Annotated in this window: 19 protein-coding genes; 13 read left to right on the plus strand and 6 right to left on the minus strand. The window is 52.8% G+C overall.

Going from position 1 to position 19,285, the window contains the following annotated elements; genetic code table 11:
• Positions 1 to 4: 4 nt before the first annotated feature.
• The 4 genes from JYB63_RS18480 to dksA are packed head-to-tail and all read right to left on the minus strand — an operon-like array spanning position 5 to position 4,482.
• Positions 5 to 2,920, minus strand: coding sequence for a sensor histidine kinase (locus JYB63_RS18480; RefSeq protein ID WP_205659393.1), 2,916 nt, complete (start codon positions 2,918 to 2,920; stop codon positions 5 to 7).
• Positions 2,910 to 3,086: a hypothetical protein gene (locus JYB63_RS18485; RefSeq protein ID WP_205659394.1), complete on the minus strand. Its 177-nt coding sequence runs from the start codon at positions 3,084 to 3,086 to the stop codon at positions 2,910 to 2,912. Before JYB63_RS18485 ends, JYB63_RS18480 begins: the two co-directional genes overlap by 11 nt.
• Before the next feature lie 41 nt (positions 3,087 to 3,127).
• On the minus strand, positions 3,128 to 4,015 hold the full coding sequence (gene gluQRS, locus JYB63_RS18490; protein WP_205659395.1) for a tRNA glutamyl-Q(34) synthetase GluQRS: 888 nt from the start codon (positions 4,013 to 4,015) through the stop codon (positions 3,128 to 3,130).
• Positions 4,016 to 4,053: 38 nt separating this feature from the next.
• The gene (gene dksA / locus JYB63_RS18495) at positions 4,054 to 4,482 is read right to left on the minus strand and encodes an RNA polymerase-binding protein DksA (protein WP_205659396.1); all 429 of its coding nucleotides are present in this window, start codon (positions 4,480 to 4,482) and stop codon (positions 4,054 to 4,056) included.
• Between the two features lie 359 nt (positions 4,483 to 4,841).
• Here dksA and JYB63_RS18500 point away from each other — a divergent pair, with 359 nt between their 5' ends.
• The 4 genes from JYB63_RS18500 (at position 4,842) to JYB63_RS18515 (ending at position 7,677) form a co-directional block, all read left to right on the plus strand.
• Positions 4,842 to 6,002 (plus strand): pyridoxal phosphate-dependent aminotransferase, encoded by a 1,161-nt coding sequence (locus JYB63_RS18500; RefSeq protein WP_205659397.1) that lies wholly within the window; start codon positions 4,842 to 4,844, stop codon positions 6,000 to 6,002.
• On the plus strand, positions 5,999 to 6,703 hold the full coding sequence (gene sfsA / locus JYB63_RS18505) for a DNA/RNA nuclease SfsA (RefSeq protein ID WP_205659398.1): 705 nt from the start codon (positions 5,999 to 6,001) through the stop codon (positions 6,701 to 6,703). Before JYB63_RS18500 ends, sfsA begins: the two co-directional genes overlap by 4 nt.
• Positions 6,704 to 6,782: 79 nt before the next feature.
• Positions 6,783 to 7,205 carry a YeeE/YedE family protein gene (locus JYB63_RS18510; protein WP_205659399.1) on the plus strand — a complete coding sequence of 141 codons (423 nt, stop codon included), beginning with the start codon at positions 6,783 to 6,785 and terminating at the stop codon, positions 7,203 to 7,205.
• A gap of 1 nt (position 7,206) precedes the next feature.
• Positions 7,207 to 7,677 carry a YeeE/YedE family protein gene (locus JYB63_RS18515; protein WP_205659400.1) on the plus strand — a complete coding sequence of 157 codons (471 nt, stop codon included), beginning with the start codon at positions 7,207 to 7,209 and terminating at the stop codon, positions 7,675 to 7,677.
• On the opposite strand, the gene JYB63_RS18520 is transcribed toward JYB63_RS18515, so the two are convergent.
• Positions 7,643 to 7,963 (minus strand): Rieske (2Fe-2S) protein, encoded by a 321-nt coding sequence (locus JYB63_RS18520; protein ID WP_205659401.1) that lies wholly within the window; start codon positions 7,961 to 7,963, stop codon positions 7,643 to 7,645. The two genes, JYB63_RS18515 and JYB63_RS18520, sit on opposite strands and share 35 nt — an antisense overlap.
• 205 nt (positions 7,964 to 8,168) lie before the next feature.
• Here JYB63_RS18520 and mrcB point away from each other — a divergent pair, with 205 nt between their 5' ends.
• Positions 8,169 to 10,511 (plus strand): penicillin-binding protein 1B, encoded by a 2,343-nt coding sequence (gene mrcB / locus JYB63_RS18525; protein WP_205659402.1) that lies wholly within the window; start codon positions 8,169 to 8,171, stop codon positions 10,509 to 10,511.
• Between the two features lie 56 nt (positions 10,512 to 10,567).
• On the opposite strand, the gene JYB63_RS18530 is transcribed toward mrcB, so the two are convergent.
• On the minus strand, positions 10,568 to 10,930 hold the full coding sequence (locus tag JYB63_RS18530) for a hypothetical protein (protein ID WP_205659403.1): 363 nt from the start codon (positions 10,928 to 10,930) through the stop codon (positions 10,568 to 10,570).
• Positions 10,931 to 11,124: 194 nt separating this feature from the next.
• Here JYB63_RS18530 and JYB63_RS18535 point away from each other — a divergent pair, with 194 nt between their 5' ends.
• The 8 genes from JYB63_RS18535 to cysG all read left to right on the plus strand — a co-directional run bounded on the left by JYB63_RS18535 (position 11,125) and on the right by cysG (position 19,124).
• Entirely contained in the window at positions 11,125 to 11,559 is a 435-nt protein-coding gene (locus JYB63_RS18535; protein ID WP_205659404.1) for a c-type cytochrome, read from the plus strand.
• Positions 11,560 to 11,568: 9 nt separating this feature from the next.
• The gene (locus JYB63_RS18540; RefSeq protein ID WP_205659405.1) at positions 11,569 to 12,972 is read left to right on the plus strand and encodes a cbb3-type cytochrome c oxidase subunit I; all 1,404 of its coding nucleotides are present in this window, start codon (positions 11,569 to 11,571) and stop codon (positions 12,970 to 12,972) included.
• An 83-nt stretch (positions 12,973 to 13,055) separates the two neighbouring features.
• A complete protein-coding gene (locus tag JYB63_RS18545; RefSeq protein ID WP_205659406.1) occupies positions 13,056 to 13,958 on the plus strand; it encodes a 4Fe-4S binding protein in 903 nt (300 codons plus the stop codon).
• Positions 13,955 to 14,527 carry a cytochrome c oxidase subunit 3 gene (locus JYB63_RS18550; RefSeq protein ID WP_205659407.1) on the plus strand — a complete coding sequence of 191 codons (573 nt, stop codon included), beginning with the start codon at positions 13,955 to 13,957 and terminating at the stop codon, positions 14,525 to 14,527. Before JYB63_RS18545 ends, JYB63_RS18550 begins: the two co-directional genes overlap by 4 nt.
• Entirely contained in the window at positions 14,524 to 14,778 is a 255-nt protein-coding gene (locus JYB63_RS18555; protein ID WP_205659408.1) for a cytochrome C oxidase subunit IV family protein, read from the plus strand. Before JYB63_RS18550 ends, JYB63_RS18555 begins: the two co-directional genes overlap by 4 nt.
• Before the next feature lie 59 nt (positions 14,779 to 14,837).
• Positions 14,838 to 15,656, plus strand: a complete 819-nt coding sequence (locus JYB63_RS18560; protein WP_205659409.1) for a CbbQ/NirQ/NorQ/GpvN family protein — start codon at positions 14,838 to 14,840, stop codon at positions 15,654 to 15,656.
• Between the two features lie 33 nt (positions 15,657 to 15,689).
• Positions 15,690 to 17,561, plus strand: coding sequence for a nitric oxide reductase activation protein NorD (locus tag JYB63_RS18565; RefSeq protein WP_205659410.1), 1,872 nt, complete (start codon positions 15,690 to 15,692; stop codon positions 17,559 to 17,561).
• Between the two features lie 177 nt (positions 17,562 to 17,738).
• Positions 17,739 to 19,124 (plus strand): siroheme synthase CysG, encoded by a 1,386-nt coding sequence (gene cysG / locus JYB63_RS18570; protein ID WP_205659411.1) that lies wholly within the window; start codon positions 17,739 to 17,741, stop codon positions 19,122 to 19,124.
• Positions 19,125 to 19,285: the final 161 nt, after the last annotated feature.

Raw genomic sequence — 19,285 nt, forward strand, 5'->3', positions numbered from 1 at the left:
GACGCTATATGCTGCTGTCCGTGGCAGGAATAGGTAAGGTGATAACCACCTGTGTGCCTTTATTCTGCTTGTTGTTGGCGGGGCTAACGATATTAATACTACCATAATGCTCAATGATGATGTTATAGACCAAAGATAGTCCAAGACCGGTGCCTTTATCAGGATCTTTGGTGGTAAAAAACGGTTCGAATATTTTGGCCTGATGCTCAGGGGATATGCCGCTACCCTGATCGGTTACACGGATAACCACCGAGCCTTCCTCGTAATCAGCCTCAATACAGATTTCATCCTGCTCTTCTGAGGCGTCGCTGGCATTGTTCAGCAGGTTTACAAATACCTGCAGTAATCGCTGCGGATCACCGCTGATTTGCATTCCCACAGGTGTTTCATTCATGAAACTGATTTGTTTGCTGCGGGTGTCCAGTGATACCAGATGAATGGCTTCACCGATCAGTTCATGCAGGTTAAGGGGTAAATGGTCTTCCTGTTCTTCACCCTGCCCGGTGTGGGCAAAGCGTACCAGTGACTGAACGATACGGGTGATCCGTTTTGTCTGTGTCAGGATCTGTTCGCCGGTCTCGAGGACCGGCTCACTGTCAGTTTCCAGTTTCAGGTTCTGTGCCAGGCAGGCAATGCCGGTAACAGGGTTGCCTACTTCGTGGGCAACACCGGCAGCAAACCGGCCGATGGATGCCAGGCGTTCACTGTGAGATAACTTGTTCACCAGTGTCTGATGTTCGGTTTCATCCTCCACCAGAATAACCGCCGCATCGGTGTCGTGGGCCAGGCTGGCTTTGTGCAGGCTGAACCAGTGTTCATGGTTTTCAATCTTTATCCGCTGGGATAACAGGTGGGCGCCTTCTTCAAGGGCGAAGTTATGCAGCAGGTCTGCCCAGGGGGCTGGCAGCTCATCCAGTGTTTTACCTAAAACCTGCGCGTGGGGCAGCTCGGTAAGCAGTTCCATCTCTGCGTTCCACAGAATGATCTTGCCCTGATCGTCCAGTGAACAGGCGCCGATTGGCAGTTTTTGCAGGGTGCTGCGGTGATGGCGTCGCAGGTTATCCAGCTCAGCAGCCAGGCCTGTCAGTTTGGCGTGGTAGGTTTCCAGCTGGTTTTCCAGCAGGTTAACGTCACGGGTTTTGAACGTATCGGATAGCTGACTGCTGGCGGGTCTGAGCAGGGAGGCCGCTTCTATCGGGCCAAGCAAACCGCTGAGGTTGTTTTCGATCTGTACGTGTAAGCGCAGCAGGTTGACCGGTGAAAGACGACTGTTTGCCAGATCCAGCTCTTGCAGGGCGGCATTGACCTCCCGGTAAGCAGCAGAGCGGCCAAGTCGTGGTGTTAACAGGCTGATGTACTGGTTGCTGTCTTTAATGGTCAGCTGCGGTGCGGATAGTTGCTGAGGGGCTGATACCAGGCAGGCGCTGGCTGCCTGAAATTCTTCAGGTGAGTTGTCCAGCAGAACCGATAACAGCACAAAGACAAAAATATTCGCCACCAGTGAGTACATGGCCGCCTGGTGCCACTCACGGACTTCCGGATACGAAAGCAGAAAACTGCTGCTGTCAAAGCCGTTAAACAGCGGTGCCAGCATGGTTAATAGCCAGATGCTCATGCCGGCGATGACACCCAGGATAAAGCCGATACGGTTGGCAGACGCCCAGAAAAGCGTAGCAATAATACCGGGCAGGAACTGCAGGAAAGCAATAAAAGCGATGGTGCCCAGCAAGTGAAGGTCGTGCTGTTTACCGATATTGATATAGAAGAAGTAACTGCCGAGCATCAGGGCAATGATCAGGCTGCGGCGTAACCACAGCAGCCATGAATAAAACCGCTGGGTTTTCGGTGCCGGCAGCAGTGGCAATATCAAGTGATTTTGTAGCATGGAAGCCATGGAAACAGTCGCAACGATGATGATTCCGCTTGAGGCAGCCAACCCACCGATAAACGCCAGCATGGTCAGAAACTCTGACTGAATGCCTATACCCAGATGGAGAATCAGGAACTCAGGGTCATTGGCCAGTTGCAGTTTCATACCCGCCCAAAGGATTGGAGGGATGGCCAGTGCCATGAGCAGAAGATACAGAGGTACGCCCCAGCTGGCTTTGTAGAGGCTTTCCGAGGATGTGTTCTCGGTAAATATCATGTGGAACATGTGTGGCATGACGATTGCCGCGACAAAAAAACTCAGCAGCATGGTGCGCCAGGTATCGCTGTCCAGCGGGGTGTAAAACGTTTCCAGTACAATCGGTTGCTGTTCGAACCACTGGTTCAGCCCTGAAGGTCCGCCGAGAATATCAAAGAACGCATACAGGCCAATGCCGCCGAGCGCGATCAGCTTAAACAGTGAGCTGGTGGCCATGGCGACCACCAGTCCGGCATGCCGGTGCTTCAGGGAAGGGTAGCGGGCACCGAACAGAATCGAAAACAGGGCAATAATACTGCAGAAGCCCAGGGCAATCCGGTTGGATGAAAAGTTGCTGGTAAGTATGTGAAGTGAATCAGCCACCGCCTGAATCTGAATGGAGATCAGCGGCAGTGTGGCGACCACTGTCATCAGGGCTGTCATGGTACCAGCTCCGGCAGAACGGAACCGGAAGGCAAATAAGTCCGCCAGTGAACTGAGCTGGTTTTTTCGGGTAATGCGCAGAATGGGAATCAGCACCAGTGGTGCGAGAAAGAAGGCTGCACTGGCTCCCAGATAAGAGGCGAGAAAGCTGTAACCCGACTGCTGTGCCAGACCAAAGGTACCGTAGAAGGTCCAGGCGCTGGCATATATACCCAGTGACAGAATATAGGTCAGAGGGTGGCGGATGATGCGTCGGGGAATCCAGCCCCGTTCAGTAATATAAGCCGCCCCGAATAGCAGGGTCAGGAAAGTAATACCCGCCAGTAACAGGTCGTTAAAGTTAAAACTCATTACGGCGATAGCTCCTTTCCAGCAGCACGGCAATGAAGATCAGACCGCCCCAGAGGATAAAGGGCCGGTACCAGGGGGTGTCATGTTCGTGCCACCACTCCATCAGAGCGGGAGAAAGTAAGTACACGCCAACGACGAATACCAGCATTAATCGGTATAGCTGCATAGCAATCTCTCTTTGCCGGCCGGGTTCTCCGGTCTGGCAGGCTAAGGGGCAGGTTGCCAGATAATACTGGCCTGTGCCGGAACGTTGTTAATCTGCCAGTGTTGGATGGCCCAGGCAAGAATATCTTCTTTGTTACAGCCGCTCAGTGTTGCAGGGGGCTGCTGGCCAAGGAATTCCAGCGCTGCCAGTAATTGTGGCACGGGTTCATCATCCAGCGCCCGGGCAAAAGTCTGCTTACTGAGTTTTTGCCCCTGATCGTTAGCGGCAACCGGAATGTGTGCATATGACAAATCTGGCAGGTTGAGGCGCTGCTGCAGTTGTAACTGTTTAGGAGTGGAGTCCAGCAGGTCGGAACCGCGTACCACATGGGTGATTTTCTGTACGGCATCATCCAACACCACCGCCAGTTGGTAAGCAAAGAAACCGTCCCGGCGAAAGAGTACAAAGTCTTCACTGCAATATGCCAGTTGCAGGCCCTGAATACGGTCTGAGAATGTGGCGTTTTCCGGATTAGCGGTAGCGGGCACCCGACAGCGGATTGCGCAGCCTTCTGAACCTGCTGGTGGGTGTGTCAGACAGTAGCCATCATACAGATGGCTGCCGCTGCGCTGGCGCAGTTGTTGCCGTGAGCAGTTACAGTAATAGGCGTTCTGACCGGCAATCAGTAATTGTAAGTGTTCCCGGTAATATTCATGCCGCTGGCTCTGGTAAATGACTTCGCCATCCCACTCAAAACCAAAGTTTTCCAGGCAACGCAGAATGGCATCGCTGGCGCCGGCTGCTTCACGGGGAGGATCAAGGTCTTCAATACGAACCAGCCACTGGCCGTTATGGTGTCGTGCATCAAGGTAACTGGCCAGTGCAGCAAGCAGGGAGCCGAAGTGCAGCGGGCCGGTGGGTGAGGGCGCAAAACGTCCGGTATAGGTCATAAACGCGCGTGGCCGGCGGGAGCCGGCCACAGAGGGAATCAGATGCCCAGCTGTTTTTCTTTGATCTCTGCAAGGGTTTTGCAGTCGATGCAAAGTGTCGCTGTCGGACGTGCTTCCAGACGGCGGATGCCAATCTCTACGCCACAGGCATTGCAGTAACCGTAGTCATCTTCATCGATGGTATCCATGGCTTTACCGATCTTGTTGATCAGCTTGCGCTCACGGTCACGGGTACGTAATTCCAGGCTGAATTCTTCTTCCTGGCTGGCGCGGTCACTTGGGTCGGCGAAGTTGGTTGCATCTTCCTGCAGATGGTTAACCGTACGATCTACCTCTTCCATAAGCTCTTGCTTCCAGGCAAGAAGGATCTTCCTGAAGTGATCCTTTTGAGCGTCATTCATGTATTCTTCGCCTTCCACAATCGGGTAAGGCTCGAAGTGTGTAAATTGTGTGTCTTGATTGGGCATATCTCTGCCTCGCTTCTCGCTACCTACGCCGGCGGTAATTATCCTGATCTCTTACCGGCACTTATTAATGCGCTTACTAAATGTAAACACAAGAATCAGAAGGGAGCTGACGTTACCAGAACCTTTCGGCTTAGGCCAGCCCTTACGACGAAAAATCATCTTAACGACATATAATTGTAGTTTCATATTGATATCAACGCTTTGCTGATTTCTCACACTGGGTACTCTGTAGCCCGCAATGGCTGTGGGCTACAGGAAAAAGCTTGCTGCAGGTCGTGATAATTCCCCTGCTTTCTGATCCCACTAAGGTATACTGCGCAGCAATATTTTCAGCCTGTTTTTAAATCGGGAAATTTCTGATGAACGAGTGGTCGGACCGGGTCCGCGATATTGAGTCTTTTAAAGTAATGGAATTGCTGAAGCGTGCCAAACAATTGGATGCGCAGGGGCATAATGTAGTTCACATGGAAGCCGGAGAGCCGGATTTTGCTACCGCCGCGCCAATTGCTGAGGCCGGTGTTGCTGCGATTCAGAACGGTCATACCCAGTATACGCCTTCCGGCGGTATTCCTGAGCTGCGCCAACTGATCGCAGAACACTATGCCAATACCTATGGTTTGGATATCTCACCGGAACGGGTACTGGTGACTGCAGGGGCCTCCGGCGCGCTGCTGATGGTGTTTTCGTTGCTCGCCAATCCCGGACAGACATTCATGATGGCTGATCCCGGTTACCCCTGTAACCGACAGTTTCTGCGGCTGGTAGAAGCCCGCGGGCAACTGGTACCGGTCACTGCAGAAGACAATTTTCAGTTAACACCGGAATTGATAGAGCAGCACTGGCAGCCGAATACCGCAGGTATTTTGCTGGCTTCACCGGCGAATCCTACCGGCAGTGTGGTACACCGGGACGATATGGAACTGATTTCCCAAACGGTGAAAACACTTGGTGGTCACCGGGTAGTTGACGAGTTGTATCACGGCCTGACTTACGGCTGTAATGCCCCTTCTGTACTGGAAGTGGATGCAGACGCCTTTGTGCTGAACAGCTTTTCCAAGTATTTCGGCATGACCGGCTGGCGTCTGGGCTGGACGGTTGTACCGGAAAATGCTGTGGCAGATATGGAAAAACTGGCGCAAAACCTGTTTATCTCGCCATCCACTATTGCTCAGCACGCGGCACTGGCGGCATTTAAGCCGGAAACCCTGAGTATTCTTGAACAACGTCGTCACGCTTTTAAAGAACGCCGGGATGTATTGGTGGAAGGGTTACGTAATCTGGGCTTTGTCATTCCGCTGATGCCGGAAGGTGCTTTCTACGTATATGCGGATGCATCACGGTTTACTGATGATACCTTCTCCTTCTGCTGGGATTTACTGGAAGAAGAGCATGTGGCCGTTACCCCGGGGGTAGATTTTGGTTCCCACCGGGCCAATGAATTTATCCGATTCTCTTATACAACCAGTGTTGAGCAAATCGAAACAGCACTGGAGCGACTGGCAAGGCGGTTACAGGTATGAAGCTTGAAAACATGCTCGAAGGGCGGTTAATCAAACGTTATAAGCGTTTTCTGGCCGATATTGAGCTGGATAATGGCCGTGAAATGACCGTTCACTGCCCGAATACCGGTTCAATGAAAAACTGTGCAGACCCCGGCAGCCGTGCCTGGATTCAGGATTCCGGCAATCTGAAACGTAAATATGTCTATGGCTGGGAGCTGGTGGAAGTTGAAGGCCGTTATCTGGCCTGTATTAACACCGGCCGGGCTAACCATCTGGTGCGTGAGGCAATTGAAAGCGGCGTAGCAGAGCCGCTGCAAGGTTATGGAACCCTGCGTACGGAAGTGAAATACGGTGCGGAAAACAGCCGTATCGATTTACTGCTGCAACAGGAAGGCCGGGCTGACTGTTATGTAGAAGTAAAGAATGTCACTTTATTTGAAGGTGACGGGCTGGGGACATTCCCGGATGCCGTCACGACCCGTGGTGCCAAGCATTTGCGGGAACTGATGGCCATGGTAGCTGAAGGTCACCGGGCCGTGTTGTTTTTCTGTGTGCCCCATACCGGGATTGAACGGGTGATGCCGGCGGATCATATCGACCCTGAATATGGTCAGTTATTGCGTGAAGCAGTCAATGCCGGAGTGGAAGTGATTGCCTACGGAGCCCGCATTACACCGGATGAAGTCACACTGGTGCGGCAGTTACCGGTTATGCTTTAAGGAATATTAGACTTGATTAAATTAGTTGTCGCTAATATTGTTGCGTCTTTACATTTTTATGATGGCAAAGGGGCAATAAATGACCAGTATGGCAGTGCCGGCGCTGGCCGGTGGTTTACTGATAGGGTTGTGTGCGGTGCTGATGATGGCCTGGCTGGGCCGTATTGCAGGTATCAGCGGGATATTCTGGCAGGCTGTTAGCCGGCCTGCTTTTTTCTCCGGTGGCGCATGGCGCCTTTTCTTTTTGATTGGTTTGTTAACCGGCGCCTGGACAGTACACAGGGTAACCGGGCTGGCATTGCCTGTTTTGCCAGAAACAGATACCTGGCAGATTGTTCTGGCAGGGTTGCTGGTCGGCTTCGGTGCCCGTTTAGGATCAGGCTGTACCAGTGGGCACGGCGTTTGTGGTATTGGCCGTTTGTCAGTGCGTTCACTGGTGGCTACCTGTGTGTTTGTACTGGCTGCGATGCTGACTGTTTTCGTAATGAAGATGGGAGGCTGACATGAGCAGATTAACGGAATCTTCACTGGCGCTGTTCTGCGGCGGATTGTTTGGTGCAGGGCTTGCGTTATCCGGTATGACTGACCCGGCAAACATTATCGGCTTTTTAGATGTGACCGGCGCATGGAACCCGCAGCTTGTGTTTGTGCTGGCAGCTGCGGTTGGCACTTCTGTCGCGGGTTTTTTCTGGTTGGGGAAACGTTCCGGACCGGTATTTGCTCAGCGTTTCCACTGGCCGGAAGCTGCAGGAATTGATGCACGGTTATTAAGCGGTGCGGTTCTGTTTGGCATCGGCTGGGGGTTGTATGGTTACTGTCCGGGGCCCGCGCTGGCGGCACTGGTATACGGGCAACAGGATACGGTGATGTTTGTTGTATCAATGCTGGCCGGTATAGTGATTTACCAGCTGTTACCCGGCCAGAAAAATGTCCCTGGAGTCAATTCGGAGCAATGCACAGCTGACCGTCGATAACCTCAAAACTGACCGGTTCAAGGGATGTACCATTGCAGGGGCCGGCAATACACAAGCCTGCATCAATGGTAAATAATGCGCCGTGGGTGGCACACTGAATAAACTGTTTTTCAGGATCCAGGAAAGTATCCGGCATCCACTCAAGCGGCACACCCCGGTGGGGGCAACGGTTTTCATAAACGTATAGCTGATCGTTTTTACGGACTGCAAAAATGCCTCTGCCGTCAATTTCAAAGCCTTTGCTTTGCTGTTCTGTAATCTCGCTGGCGAGGCAGAGAGGTTGCATAGGGAATTCTCCGTTAAAAATTGTGTCTATCTTATCCGTCAGTGATGTGCTGAACAAAAGTTATTATTTGCTCAGAACATATTCAGGCAACAATTTACACAATACCGGGGTCTGATAAACTCTCGTTTCATTCTTAACCTGCAGCAGTTGTTACCTATTTTTCGGTGCAGGCGCTTTGCTCTTATTCCAGGATTATTAAGTATTTATGGCCAAAAAAGCAGCGACGAAGCGTAAGTCGCGTAATTCAAAGTCTAAGGCAGCTAAACCTTCATGGTTACGGCGGCTTTTTTGGCTGTTCTTTAAGCTGGGGCTGTTACTCAGCGTATTTGCCGCAATCGGTCTGGTGTATCTGGATATTCAGATTCGGGCCAAATTTGAGGGTAAGCGCTGGGCGTTGCCGGCCAAGGTATATGCCCGCCCGTTGGAATTGTACCCGGGACAGGTGCTGAGCCGTGAAAGTCTTAAACTGGAGCTGAAGGGCCTGGGGTATAAATTTCAAGCCCGGGCCAGTCAGCCCGGGACCGTTGAGTGGGCCAGCCGCCGGGCCCGGATTTATTCACGGGGCTTTGACTTTGTAGACGGCCTCGAGCCGAGCCGGCGTTTGCTGGTGGATTTTTCCGGCGATACTGTCAGCCGGATTCGGGACGATGCCGGGCGTAATATTAACTTGGCACGTCTGGAGCCGATCCAGATTGGCGGTATTTACCCCAAGTCGAATGAAGACCGGGACCTGCTGCAGATCGAGCAGGCCCCGCCTTATCTGGTAGACGCGCTGGTGGCTATCGAGGACCGGGATTATTACTCCCACTACGGGGTTTCGCCGAAAGGGATTGCCCGGGCCATGTGGGTAAACCTCAAAGCCGGCCGGATTGTTCAGGGGGGCAGTACCCTGACTCAGCAGCTAATCAAAAACTTTTATTTAACCTCGGAACGTTCCTATGTACGTAAGTTACTGGAAATCCCGATGGCATTCTTGCTGGACCGTCATTACAGCAAGGATGAAATCCTTGAAGCGTATCTGAACGAAGTCTATCTGGGGCAGAAGGGTAACCGTGCGATTCATGGTTTCGGACTGGCCAGCCAGTATTTCTTTGCTCAGCCCATTCAGGAACTCCGACTGCATCAGGTGGCGTTGCTGGCCGCAATGGTCAAGGGACCGTCTTATTATGATCCGCGCCGTAATCCTGCCCGGGCGAAAAAGCGCCGGGATCTGGTACTAAAAGTACTGCAGGATCAGGGCACGATTACCGCTAAACAGCGCCATCAGGCACAGCAACAGCCTTTGGGAGTGGTAAAGCAGAAGAGTCTGCATCGCGGTGCATATCCGGCGTATCTGGATCTGGTGAAACGCCAGTTACGGGAAGAATATCCGGATGAAGTGCTCAGCAGTGACGGGTTGCGGATTTTTACCGCGCTGGACCCTGTGGTTCAGGCCAATGCTGAGCAGAGTCTGGTATCGAGTGTGAAATCGATAACCAAACGTTACGGCAAAAAAGTGGCCAAGTTGCAGGGTGGTATGGTGGTCAGTAACCCTTACAGCGGTGAAGTGCTGGCGGTGGTCGGCGGTAAGAATACCCGCTATCAGGGATTTAACCGTGCCATTGATGCGATCCGCCCAGTGGGCTCACTGATCAAGCCGGCGGTGTATCTGACCGCGCTGGAAAAAGGTTACACCCTTGCGTCGCTTCTGGAAGATGAACCTTTAACCGTTGAATTGCCGGATGGCCCGTGGTCACCGAAAAACTATGACCGTAAGAGCCATGGTCCGGTGCCGCTGTATTATTCACTGGCTAAATCCTATAACCAGTCCACGGTGCGTCTGGGGATGGATGTTGGCGTGGATGAGGTGCTGGATACCCTGCGGCGCTTAGGATTTAACCGTGACTTACCGGCCTATCCGTCACTGTTCTTGGGGGCGACGGCGATGTCACCGATTGAGGTGGCGCAGATCTACCAGACCATTGCCGGTAATGGCTTCCAGTTACCGCTGCGGGCGATCCGTATGGTGGCTGATGCCGAAAATCAGGAGTTGTCCCGTTATCCGCTGGTGGTGCAGCAAACGGTGAATGCCGGGCCGATGTATCAGTTACAGTTCGCCCTGCAGCAGGTAGGGCATATCGGTACTGCCCGTTCGGCGTATGCCAGCCTGCCACAGGGCCTGAATCTGGCGGGCAAGACCGGTACCACTAATGATCAGCGTGACAGTTGGTTTGCTGGCTTTACCGGTGACCGCCTGGCGGTTGTCTGGCTGGGGGCGGATGATAACAGTACCTTGCCGTTAACCGGCAGCAGCGGTGCGCTGAAAACCTGGATAGAACTGATGAAGCGGGAACGGCCGCAGCCACTGATTCTGGATCAGCCTGCTGAAGTGGAATACCTGTGGGTGGACGAACTGACCGGGCTGGGATCGGCAGAAGAGTGTGGCGGTGTGCAGCTGCCATTCTTGCTGGAGAATGAGCCGCAGGAGTATATTCCATGCGCCGCTGCGTATGCGCCGGGTTATGTGGAAGACGAACCGCTGGACTGGCTGAAAAAATGGTTCCGCTAAGCCTGCAAGCTTAACTGATTCACTGACCGGGCCGGATGCAATATCCGCCCGGTTTTTTATAGGTGATTACTCAGGTATTTCCCGCTCATGGCTTTGGCCAGACAAAAAATTCCCCATAAAACACAAAACGTATGGCTGGTGATGGCGTACAGCAGCACCATGCTGATGCCCGTTGCGCTGTGAGAAAACAGCAGCCAGAGTACGGCACTTCCCCCGGCAATTATCAGAATTGCAATCAGGCTGGCATTGATTGCCAGACGCAGGTGATAGACCGCCAGTGGCGGGCTGCTTGCTGCATAGCGGCTGCGCATCCAGATGAGTCCTCCCAGCGTGATGCCCGGCAGTAACAGCAGGTTCACCAGATACATTAAAGCCGCAATGCTGGCCAGTTTTTGTCCGGTTTTATTCGCTGTCTGCATCGGTTTCCTCCTCCCTCTCATTATATGTCTTAGCCGTTAGTACAGTTTGTAACGCATAAGTTTTTTTCAACACTTGATAAAGGTCAAGGTGGCCGAAGGGGTGCAATAGGAGAATGCTGACTCGTAGTGGTTACTGGGGCTAATTCACTGTTTTCAGTGACTTAGTTAAAGGTGCAAAGGGTGGAGATACCTTTATGAATGAAACGTTTACAAAATCAATGGCGAGGAACATCTTCTTTGGCGGAAGTCTGTTCTTCTTTTTGCTGTTGGTCGGTTTATCTGCGGATACCGTGCAACGGCTGCCCGAAAGGGATAACCGCGAAAACCTGACACCGCAGGTGGCACTGGGCAAGAAAGTCTGGGAAGACAATAACTGCCTGGGCTGTCATACCCTGCTGGGCGAAGGCGCTTATTTTGCACCAGAGCTGGGCAACGTGTATGTCCGCTACGGTAACAGCAAAGAAGCGATCAAGGGCTTTATTACAAGCCGTCCTGTCGATGGTATTCCTGGGCGTCGCAGTATGCCTCAGTTCAACATGTCCGAAGAAGAGCTCGACGCAATTGCTGAGTTCCTCAAGTACATGTCTGAGATAGACACCAATGACTGGCCACCTAATGTTCAAGGGTAAGGGACGATTATGAAGTATCAATCTCAAAAGGTAGCCAAACCGTATTTTATTGCGGCAATTGGCCTGTTCGTCGGACAGATTCTGTTCGGCCTGATTATGGGGCTTCAGTACGTAGTCGGTGATTTCCTGTTCCCGGAAATTCCGTTCAACGTGGCCCGTATGGTACACACTAACTTACTGATCGTTTGGTTGCTGTTCGGCTTTATGGGATCCACCTATTACATGGTGCCTGAAGAGTCTAAAACCGAACTGTATTCGCCTAAGCTGGCAATGCTCCTGTTCTGGGTCTTCCTGGTGGCCGGTGCACTGACCATTGTGGGTTATCTGGCGGTGCCTTATGCACGTCTGGCAGAGCTGACCGGCAATGATCTGTTGCCAACTATGGGACGGGAGTTCCTTGAGCAGCCAACCATTACCAAGATCGGTATTGTGATTGTGGCGCTGGGCTTCCTGTTTAACGTGGGCATGACACTGTTGCGTGGTCGTAAGACTGTTATCACCATGGTGCTGTTCCTGGGTCTGGTAGGACTGGCGGTATTCTTCCTGTTCTCTTTCTATAACCCGCATAACCCTGTACTGGATAAGATGTTCTGGTGGTGGGTTGTTCACCTGTGGGTTGAGGGTGTATGGGAACTGATCCTGGGTGCAATCCTGGCCTTCACACTGATCAAGGTTACCGGTGTAGACCGTGAAGTTATCGAGAAGTGGCTGTATGTGATCATCGCCATGGCTCTGATTACAGGTCTGCTGGGTACCGGTCACCACTACTTCTTCATCGGTACTCCTGAGTACTGGTTGTGGGTAGGTTCAGTATTCTCTGCAATGGAACCGATTCCGTTCTTCATGATGACTCTGTTTGCTTTCAACATGGTGAACAAGCGTCGTCGTCAGCACCCGAACCGTGCGGCGGTTCTGTGGGCGCTGGGTACTGGTGTAATGGCTTTCCTGGGTGCCGGTGTATGGGGCTTCCTGCACACTCTGGCGCCGGTTAACTACTACACTCACGGTTCGCAGATTACTGCAGCACACGGTCACATGGCCTTCTACGGTGCTTACGTAATGATCGTACTGACTATGATCTCTTACGCGATGCCAATGCTGAACGGACGTGAAGCGGCTAACAGCAACAAATCTCAGGTGACTGAAATGTGGGGCTTCTGGCTGATGACTGTTTCCATGGTCTTCATTACTCTGTTCCTGACCGGCGCAGGCATCCTGCAGGTTTACCTGCAACGCTTCAGCGATGCACCACTGCCGTTCATGATCGTGCAGGACAAGATCGAGCTGTTCTACTGGTTACGTGAATTTGCCGGTGTGATCTTCCTGCTTGGCCTGATTGTCTACATCGTCAGCTTCTTCGTGAAGGGTGAAGAAGCCCGACTGAAGCCTGCTGAGCAGACGCTTGTAGAGTAAGCAGAGTAAGAAGAGCAAGTTAAGTAAGTGTAAGTAGTATCCCTCCCCGTTCGCGGGGAGGGCTTGATTGTCGGAGTGAAGTAATGAAGCAGCCAAGCCAACGCTTAAGAACTCTGACCCGCAGCGCATTCTTTGCGCTGTTTCTCGTTGCACCGGTGCTGGATATCTTTCGCTATGATTTGGTTGCCGGACATTTCGTAATTTTTACCTATCCGCTGAGTCTGGGGCTGGAATCGATACAGGGTCACGATGCTGCGTTGCAGATTCTTCTGCGGGTGCTGTTACCTGCAGTAATACTGATTGCCCTGGGTATCTGGATTGCTTACAAATTTGGTCGGCTCTACTGCGGCTGGCTGTGCCCGCACTTCTCTGTCGTTGAACTGATTAATGGCCGGATGCAAAAGCTGTTGGGACGGCCAACCATCTGGGAAGCTGGCTCTAAACCTCACAGTGTGTCTTCCTGGCTGAGCCTTGTTGTTGTTGCGGTGCTCATCGCCTTTACCTGGGCGGTTGGGTTGCTGGGGTATCTGTTGCCGCCGCTGGAGCTTTATAAAGATTTATTAACCGGTGAGCTGGGATTCACCAGTTGGCTGTTTTTAGGCGTGGCCACCACGCTGTTTACTATTGATTTTCTGTTTGCTCGCCATCTGTTCTGCAAGTTTGGCTGTGCACTGGGTGTGTTTCAGAGCCTGGTCTGGATGATGAACCCCAAAGCACTGATGGTGAGTTTTGATGCCAGCCGTGCAGCCTTATGTAAAGACTGCGATAAAGCTTGCGATAAAGCCTGTCCGATGCGTTTGCCAGCCCGCAGTATTAAGCGGAAGAAGTTTACCTGTACTCAGTGCAGTGAATGTATTCAGGCGTGTAATGTCGTGCAGAAGGATAACCCCGATGGCAGTTTGCTGCACTGGGGTAACGGCGATCCGCGACGCAGCTCTGATGCAGATAAAATTATTCCCAGTGTCGATATAGGAGCCCGGAAATGACCGCGCAGGCAGACATTAATGTCAGACAGTTGCCCGGGGACTTTGCTGTCTGGTTGTTTATTCTTGCTGAGCTGAGTGTATTTGCTCTGTTCTTTATTCTCTATGCCATAACCCGGCTGCGCTTTCCTGAAATGTTTGCCGAGGGGCAGGCGCAACTGAGTGTGCTGGCTGGTGTGGGTAATACACTGGCGCTGCTGACGAGCAGTTGGTTTGTGGCACGTGCGCAGCTGAAGGTACACAGAGGTCAGGCCGGTGGAAATGCATTTCTGTTATTGGCCCTGATATCCGCATGTGTGTATCTGTGGATAAAAAGCTCAGAGTATCAGCATTCGGCAGCGCTGGGTTTTGATCTGGGCACCAACGATTTTTACTTTTTCTATTATGGCCTGACGGCGTTTCATATGTTTCACGTCATTCTGGGCATGCTGGTGCTGGTGTGGCTGATGTGGCAAAACCGGCGCGGCAGGTACCGTGACGGGCGAATGAATGAGTTTGAAAGCGGTGCCAGCTACTGGCACATGGTCGATCTTCTCTGGTTAGTACTTTTTCCTTTGGTATATCTCTTATGAGCGAAGCACGTTTAGCGGACAGTATCTGGATATTATTGATATTGGTCACGGTGGCCATGGCATATTTCGGCGAGAATGGTGCCATTACCTTCGCAACAGTAGTGCTGATCCTGTCTGCCAGTGCGGTTAAAGCATTCTGTGTTGTGGATTATTTTATGGGGCTGAGAAAAGCTCCGCGGGTATGGCGTTTTATGTTACTGGCATACGCTCCGGTGATCGGGGTGATTGTGAGTGTGACTTATCTGTTTTGAGCAACCGCTCGGATCGCTTCGCGGCGAACAACGGCGTTTGCCGTATGGAGAAATATGTGATGAATAATCTGACAACCATCGATACTTCCGCGGCAGGCTCTGCTGCTTTTTATCAGCCACAGGGCAATGAAGAAGCGCTGTTTATGCACGCGTATGAGCACCAGTTGCCGGTATTACTGAAAGGGCCGACCGGTTGCGGTAAAACCCGTTTTATCAGTTATATGGCTGAAAAGCTTGGCCTGCCGCTTCACACGGTAGCTTGTCATGATGACCTCAGTGCCTCGGATCTGGTAGGGCGTCACCTGATTGGTGATGGTTGTACCGTCTGGAGTGACGGCCCCCTGACCCGGGCGGTTCGCGAAGGGGGCATCTGTTATCTGGATGAGGTGGTGGAAGCCCGTAAAGATACCACCGTGGTTATTCACCCGCTGACGGATGACCGGCGTATTCTGCCGATCGACCGCACCGGTGAAGTACTGGAAGCGCCGGATAATTTTATGCTGATCGTGTCTTATAACCCGGGCTATCAGAATGTACTTAAGGGAATGAAACCGAGTACCCGGCAGCGTTTCCTGTCGATGAGTTTTGATTACCTGCCAGCGGCTGAAGAAACCGCGGTAATTGTTCATGAAACCGGTGTTGATCAGGCAATTGCCACCCGTCTGGTGGCGCTGGCAAACAGCCTTCGGGAACTGAAAGATCAGGATCTGGAAGAGGGGGCCAGTACCCGTCTGATCGTTTATACCGCCACGCTGATCGCGGCAGGTTTTGATCCGTTACAGGCGTGCCGGGCAGGTATGATCGAACCGCTTACCGACGATGCTCAGACCATTGTTGGTTTAATGGAGTTGGCGCAGGCAGCTTTTGGCGCAGAGTGATATTTAAATCAGACGGTTAGCGAAGAGGCAGTAATGGAAGAGCGAGTCGGTCAGATATGGGATAAGTGGATCACTAAGCTGGCGTATCAGGGGTATCCTGAGGCGGCGGTTCAGCTGGATGATGTGAAAGCAGCGCTGGGTGTTTTCTACCGCGGACTGGGCGGAGACAGCGGCCTGACGATCAGTGCCACTACCCCGACTCTGCACCGTGCCCGCCGTAACTGGCTGCACCGGGTTGCTGGTACCGGTAGCAAAGTTGAACTGGCCTGGTATGACGAGCGCTGCCTTTACTTGCCGCAGCGTCTGGATGTTTTTCCGCAGGCAGAGTTGAACCGCGAACTGTATTTCTGGCTGGCCGCGCTGGCCGGTACGCCGGCAACGGCTGAAGTGCACCGGGGGATGAACTGGCTGGTGGATAACCAGTCACGCTGCCAGCAAACGCTTTCTTTATACCCAGGGCTGAGATCCCGTTACAGGCGGTTGGTGGATGCCTTTATTCAGCAACGTGATCCTGCTGATCTGAAACACAGTGGCCAGGCGGCCGTGCTGTCGGCGGTGTATCAGGCGTTACGTGAGCCTGGTTCGGTAACCGAGCTGCCGGCGGATGATTTTGCACCGGACCCTGTCCCCCTGTGGCTGCACCCGAATCCGCCCCGGGCAGAAGGGCTACGCAGCGAAGACAGCGGCAAAGACCGGGATTCTTCCCAGGGGCAGAGTAAGCAGGGTGAGCAGCGTCGCCGTCAGGCGGAACGGGTGGAAAAGCCCGAGGAAAACGGCACAACACTGGGGGTTCGGCACGAGGCTGATTTGTTCTCCTATGCTGAGTTCTGTCAGATGGACCGTGGCAGTGAAGACGAGGATGACCTTGATCAGGCGGAGTCCATTGCCAATGACATTGATAAAATGTCTGTCACCCAGGACAGCACCCCGGTGGCCAGCCGGATTAAGTTTGACCTGGATCTGCCATCCGCTGAGGAAGATGATATCCCCCTGGGTGATGGTATCCGTTATCCGGAATGGGATTATAAGCGGCAGGTATTGCTGCCGGATTATAGCTGTATCATTCCGATGCAAAGCCGTAATGCTGAGGCCAGTGATTTACCGGCTCATCTACAGACAACCGCCCGGCGTCTGCGCCGCCAGTTTGAAATGCTGACTAACCGTTCCGTGCGGTTGCGCAGCCAGTATGACGGCGATGAGCTGGATATTGATGCCTATCTGCAACACCGCACTGCTCTGGCTACCGGTAAGGGCGATGATGGCCGCTTATACAGTCAGAAACGGCGTTTGCAGCGGGATATGTCCTGTCTGTTGCTGGCTGATTTGTCGTTATCCACAGATGCCTGGGTAGGCACTCAGAATGCGGAAGATGACTGTCAGGTGATTGATGTGATCCGTGACAGCCTGTATCTGTTTTCGGAAAGCCTGCATGCCAGTGAAGATCAGTTCGCCATTCACGGTTTTTCTTCCCGCCGGCGGGAGCATGTGCGTTTTAACTGCCTGAAGGATTTCGGTGAAACTTATAATGACACGGTTCGTGGCCGTATCGCCGATATTTCGCCGGGCTTTTATACCCGGATGGGAGCGGCTATCCGCCATGCCTCTGCGTTGCTGGCGAAACAGCCGGCAGAGAAAAAGCTGCTTCTGATTGTGACCGACGGCAAGCCCAACGACCTTGATCGCTATGAAGGCCGGCACGGCATTGAAGATACCCGTAAGGCGATTCAGGAAGCCCGCAGCATGGGGCTGGTACCATTCTGTATCACCATTGATGAGCAGGCTAATCAGTATCTTCCGTATCTGTTTGGCCGTCAGGGATATACGTTTATTCACCGGGCGACCCAGCTACCGAAAAAACTTCCGCAACTGTATCTGAAGCTGACCGGCAAGCTGCTGGAACACTGAAGCAACTGCCGGTTGCTGATTGATATGCATCAAGGCGCAAATCCCCCTGTCTGTTTAGGCTGATGTGCAAATAGTGCTTTTAAAGTGGCTGTGTTTACGAGCATGTGTTTACGAGCGTTCGTTTACAGGCATTTCTTACGAGCTTTGCATGTCTGATCTTTGCCAGGGGGCCGGTCAATGGATTTTCTGCCAATCTTTTATAATCTTCAGCAACAACGCTGCCTGTTGGTCGGCGGCGGTGATGTCGCGCTGCGTAAAGCCAGTCTTCTGGTCAGTGCAGGCGCCAAACTCTGTGTCGTGGCACCCCAATTGTGTCCGGATCTGGACGCTCTGATTCAGGAGCATGACGGTGAGTACTATCCGACCGACTACACTGCCGCCCATCTGGAAGGGGTCGTACTGGTTATCTCGGCCATTGAAGATCAGGCTGTGGATGAGCAGGTTTCTGCGGATGCCAAACAGCAGGGCCTGCCGGTGAATGTTGTGGATAAGCCTTCCCTGAGTAACTTTATTATTCCTGCGGTTATCGACCGTTCACCCATTGTGATGGCGGTATCCAGTGGCGGGCAGTCCCCGGTTCTGGCCCGCTTGCTACGGGGGAAACTGGAGTCGATGATTCCTGCCAGCTACGGGCGTTTGGGGCAGTTGGCCGGCCGTTTCCGCGAGCAGGTGAAAGCCCGTTTTGAAACCCTGAATCAGCGCCGGGTATTCTGGGAATCCGTGCTGCAGGGGCCGGTGGCTGAAATGATATTTGCCGGCAAGGACCGTAAAGCCGAGCAATTGCTGGAACAGGCGCTGGAAGAAGGCAGTACCGGCCATTCAGACGGTGAAGTCTATCTGGTGGGTGGCGGCCCGGGTGACCCTGATCTGTTGACGTTCAAAGCCCTGCGGCTGATGCAGCAGGCGGATGTGGTTGTGTATGACCGTCTGGTGTCCCGCCGGGTGCTGGATCTGTGCCGCCGGGATGCTGACCGGGTGTTTGTGGGGAAAGCCTGCAATCAGCACGTTATCTCCCAGGAGGAAATTAATGCCTTACTGGTGAGGCTGGCGAAAGAAGGCAAACGGGTACTGAGGCTTAAAGGTGGTGATCCGTTTATTTTTGGCCGGGGTGGCGAAGAAATCGGTGAGCTGATGGCGGAAGATATTCCCTTTCAGGTGGTGCCAGGTATTACTTCGGCGTCCGGGTGTGCCGCCTATGCCGGCATTCCGCTGACTCATCAGAATTATGCCCAGTCCGTCCGTTTCGTGACCGGGCATATGAAAGATGGCCAATGCGACTTACCGTGGCCAGAGCTGGTGCAGGAACATCAGACGCTGGTGATCTATATGGGGCTGCTGAGTCTGACGCAGATCTGTGAACAACTGATGCGCCACGGTATGTCCCCGCGTATGCCGATTGCACTGGTGGAAAACGGTACCTTACCTGAGCAGCGTATTCTTACCGGCACGCTTGCGGATATTGCTGATCAGGCAGCGGTGACAGACTTCCAGCCGCCGGCATTGATTATCATTGGCAAAGTGGTTGCTCTGCGTGACCGGCTGGACTGGTACAGCCAGAGTTGATCCACGCCTTTCCTGTTATTTTTCTGTTGTTTTATTTTCGCCTTCCGGCTTGTTACATATTGTTTTATAAGCAGTTTTTCGACATGCCGGAAGCGCTTTCAGCTAATTTCTAATCTTTTGATTTTTATCAATGTGGCTGGCAGACCTGCTGCGTACACTGG

The sequence above is a fragment of the Aliamphritea spongicola genome, assembly GCF_017051665.1.
GTDB classification, from domain to species: Bacteria; Pseudomonadota; Gammaproteobacteria; order Pseudomonadales; family Balneatricaceae; genus Amphritea; species Amphritea spongicola.

What these genes read in the sequence shown, in the direction of transcription:
- JYB63_RS18520 (WP_205659401.1), bottom strand. Translation starts at nt 7,963, where the DNA reads ATGCAACCTCTCTGCCTCGCCAGCGAGATTACAGAACAGCAAAGCAAA.
- JYB63_RS18535 (WP_205659404.1), top strand. Translation starts at nt 11,125, where the DNA reads ATGAATGAAACGTTTACAAAATCAATGGCGAGGAACATCTTCTTTGGC.
- JYB63_RS18485 (WP_205659394.1), bottom strand. Translation starts at nt 3,086, where the DNA reads ATGCAGCTATACCGATTAATGCTGGTATTCGTCGTTGGCGTGTACTTA.
- dksA (WP_205659396.1), bottom strand. Translation starts at nt 4,482, where the DNA reads ATGCCCAATCAAGACACACAATTTACACACTTCGAGCCTTACCCGATT.
- cysG (WP_205659411.1), top strand. Translation starts at nt 17,739, where the DNA reads ATGGATTTTCTGCCAATCTTTTATAATCTTCAGCAACAACGCTGCCTG.
- JYB63_RS18530 (WP_205659403.1), bottom strand. Translation starts at nt 10,930, where the DNA reads ATGCAGACAGCGAATAAAACCGGACAAAAACTGGCCAGCATTGCGGCT.
- gluQRS (WP_205659395.1), bottom strand. Translation starts at nt 4,015, where the DNA reads ATGACCTATACCGGACGTTTTGCGCCCTCACCCACCGGCCCGCTGCAC.
- JYB63_RS18560 (WP_205659409.1), top strand. Translation starts at nt 14,838, where the DNA reads ATGAATAATCTGACAACCATCGATACTTCCGCGGCAGGCTCTGCTGCT.
- JYB63_RS18550 (WP_205659407.1), top strand. Translation starts at nt 13,955, where the DNA reads ATGACCGCGCAGGCAGACATTAATGTCAGACAGTTGCCCGGGGACTTT.
- sfsA (WP_205659398.1), top strand. Translation starts at nt 5,999, where the DNA reads ATGAAGCTTGAAAACATGCTCGAAGGGCGGTTAATCAAACGTTATAAG.
- JYB63_RS18540 (WP_205659405.1), top strand. Translation starts at nt 11,569, where the DNA reads ATGAAGTATCAATCTCAAAAGGTAGCCAAACCGTATTTTATTGCGGCA.
- JYB63_RS18555 (WP_205659408.1), top strand. Translation starts at nt 14,524, where the DNA reads ATGAGCGAAGCACGTTTAGCGGACAGTATCTGGATATTATTGATATTG.
- JYB63_RS18515 (WP_205659400.1), top strand. Translation starts at nt 7,207, where the DNA reads ATGAGCAGATTAACGGAATCTTCACTGGCGCTGTTCTGCGGCGGATTG.
- JYB63_RS18480 (WP_205659393.1), bottom strand. Translation starts at nt 2,920, where the DNA reads ATGAGTTTTAACTTTAACGACCTGTTACTGGCGGGTATTACTTTCCTG.
- JYB63_RS18500 (WP_205659397.1), top strand. Translation starts at nt 4,842, where the DNA reads ATGAACGAGTGGTCGGACCGGGTCCGCGATATTGAGTCTTTTAAAGTA.
- mrcB (WP_205659402.1), top strand. Translation starts at nt 8,169, where the DNA reads ATGGCCAAAAAAGCAGCGACGAAGCGTAAGTCGCGTAATTCAAAGTCT.
- JYB63_RS18510 (WP_205659399.1), top strand. Translation starts at nt 6,783, where the DNA reads ATGACCAGTATGGCAGTGCCGGCGCTGGCCGGTGGTTTACTGATAGGG.
- JYB63_RS18565 (WP_205659410.1), top strand. Translation starts at nt 15,690, where the DNA reads ATGGAAGAGCGAGTCGGTCAGATATGGGATAAGTGGATCACTAAGCTG.
- JYB63_RS18545 (WP_205659406.1), top strand. Translation starts at nt 13,056, where the DNA reads ATGAAGCAGCCAAGCCAACGCTTAAGAACTCTGACCCGCAGCGCATTC.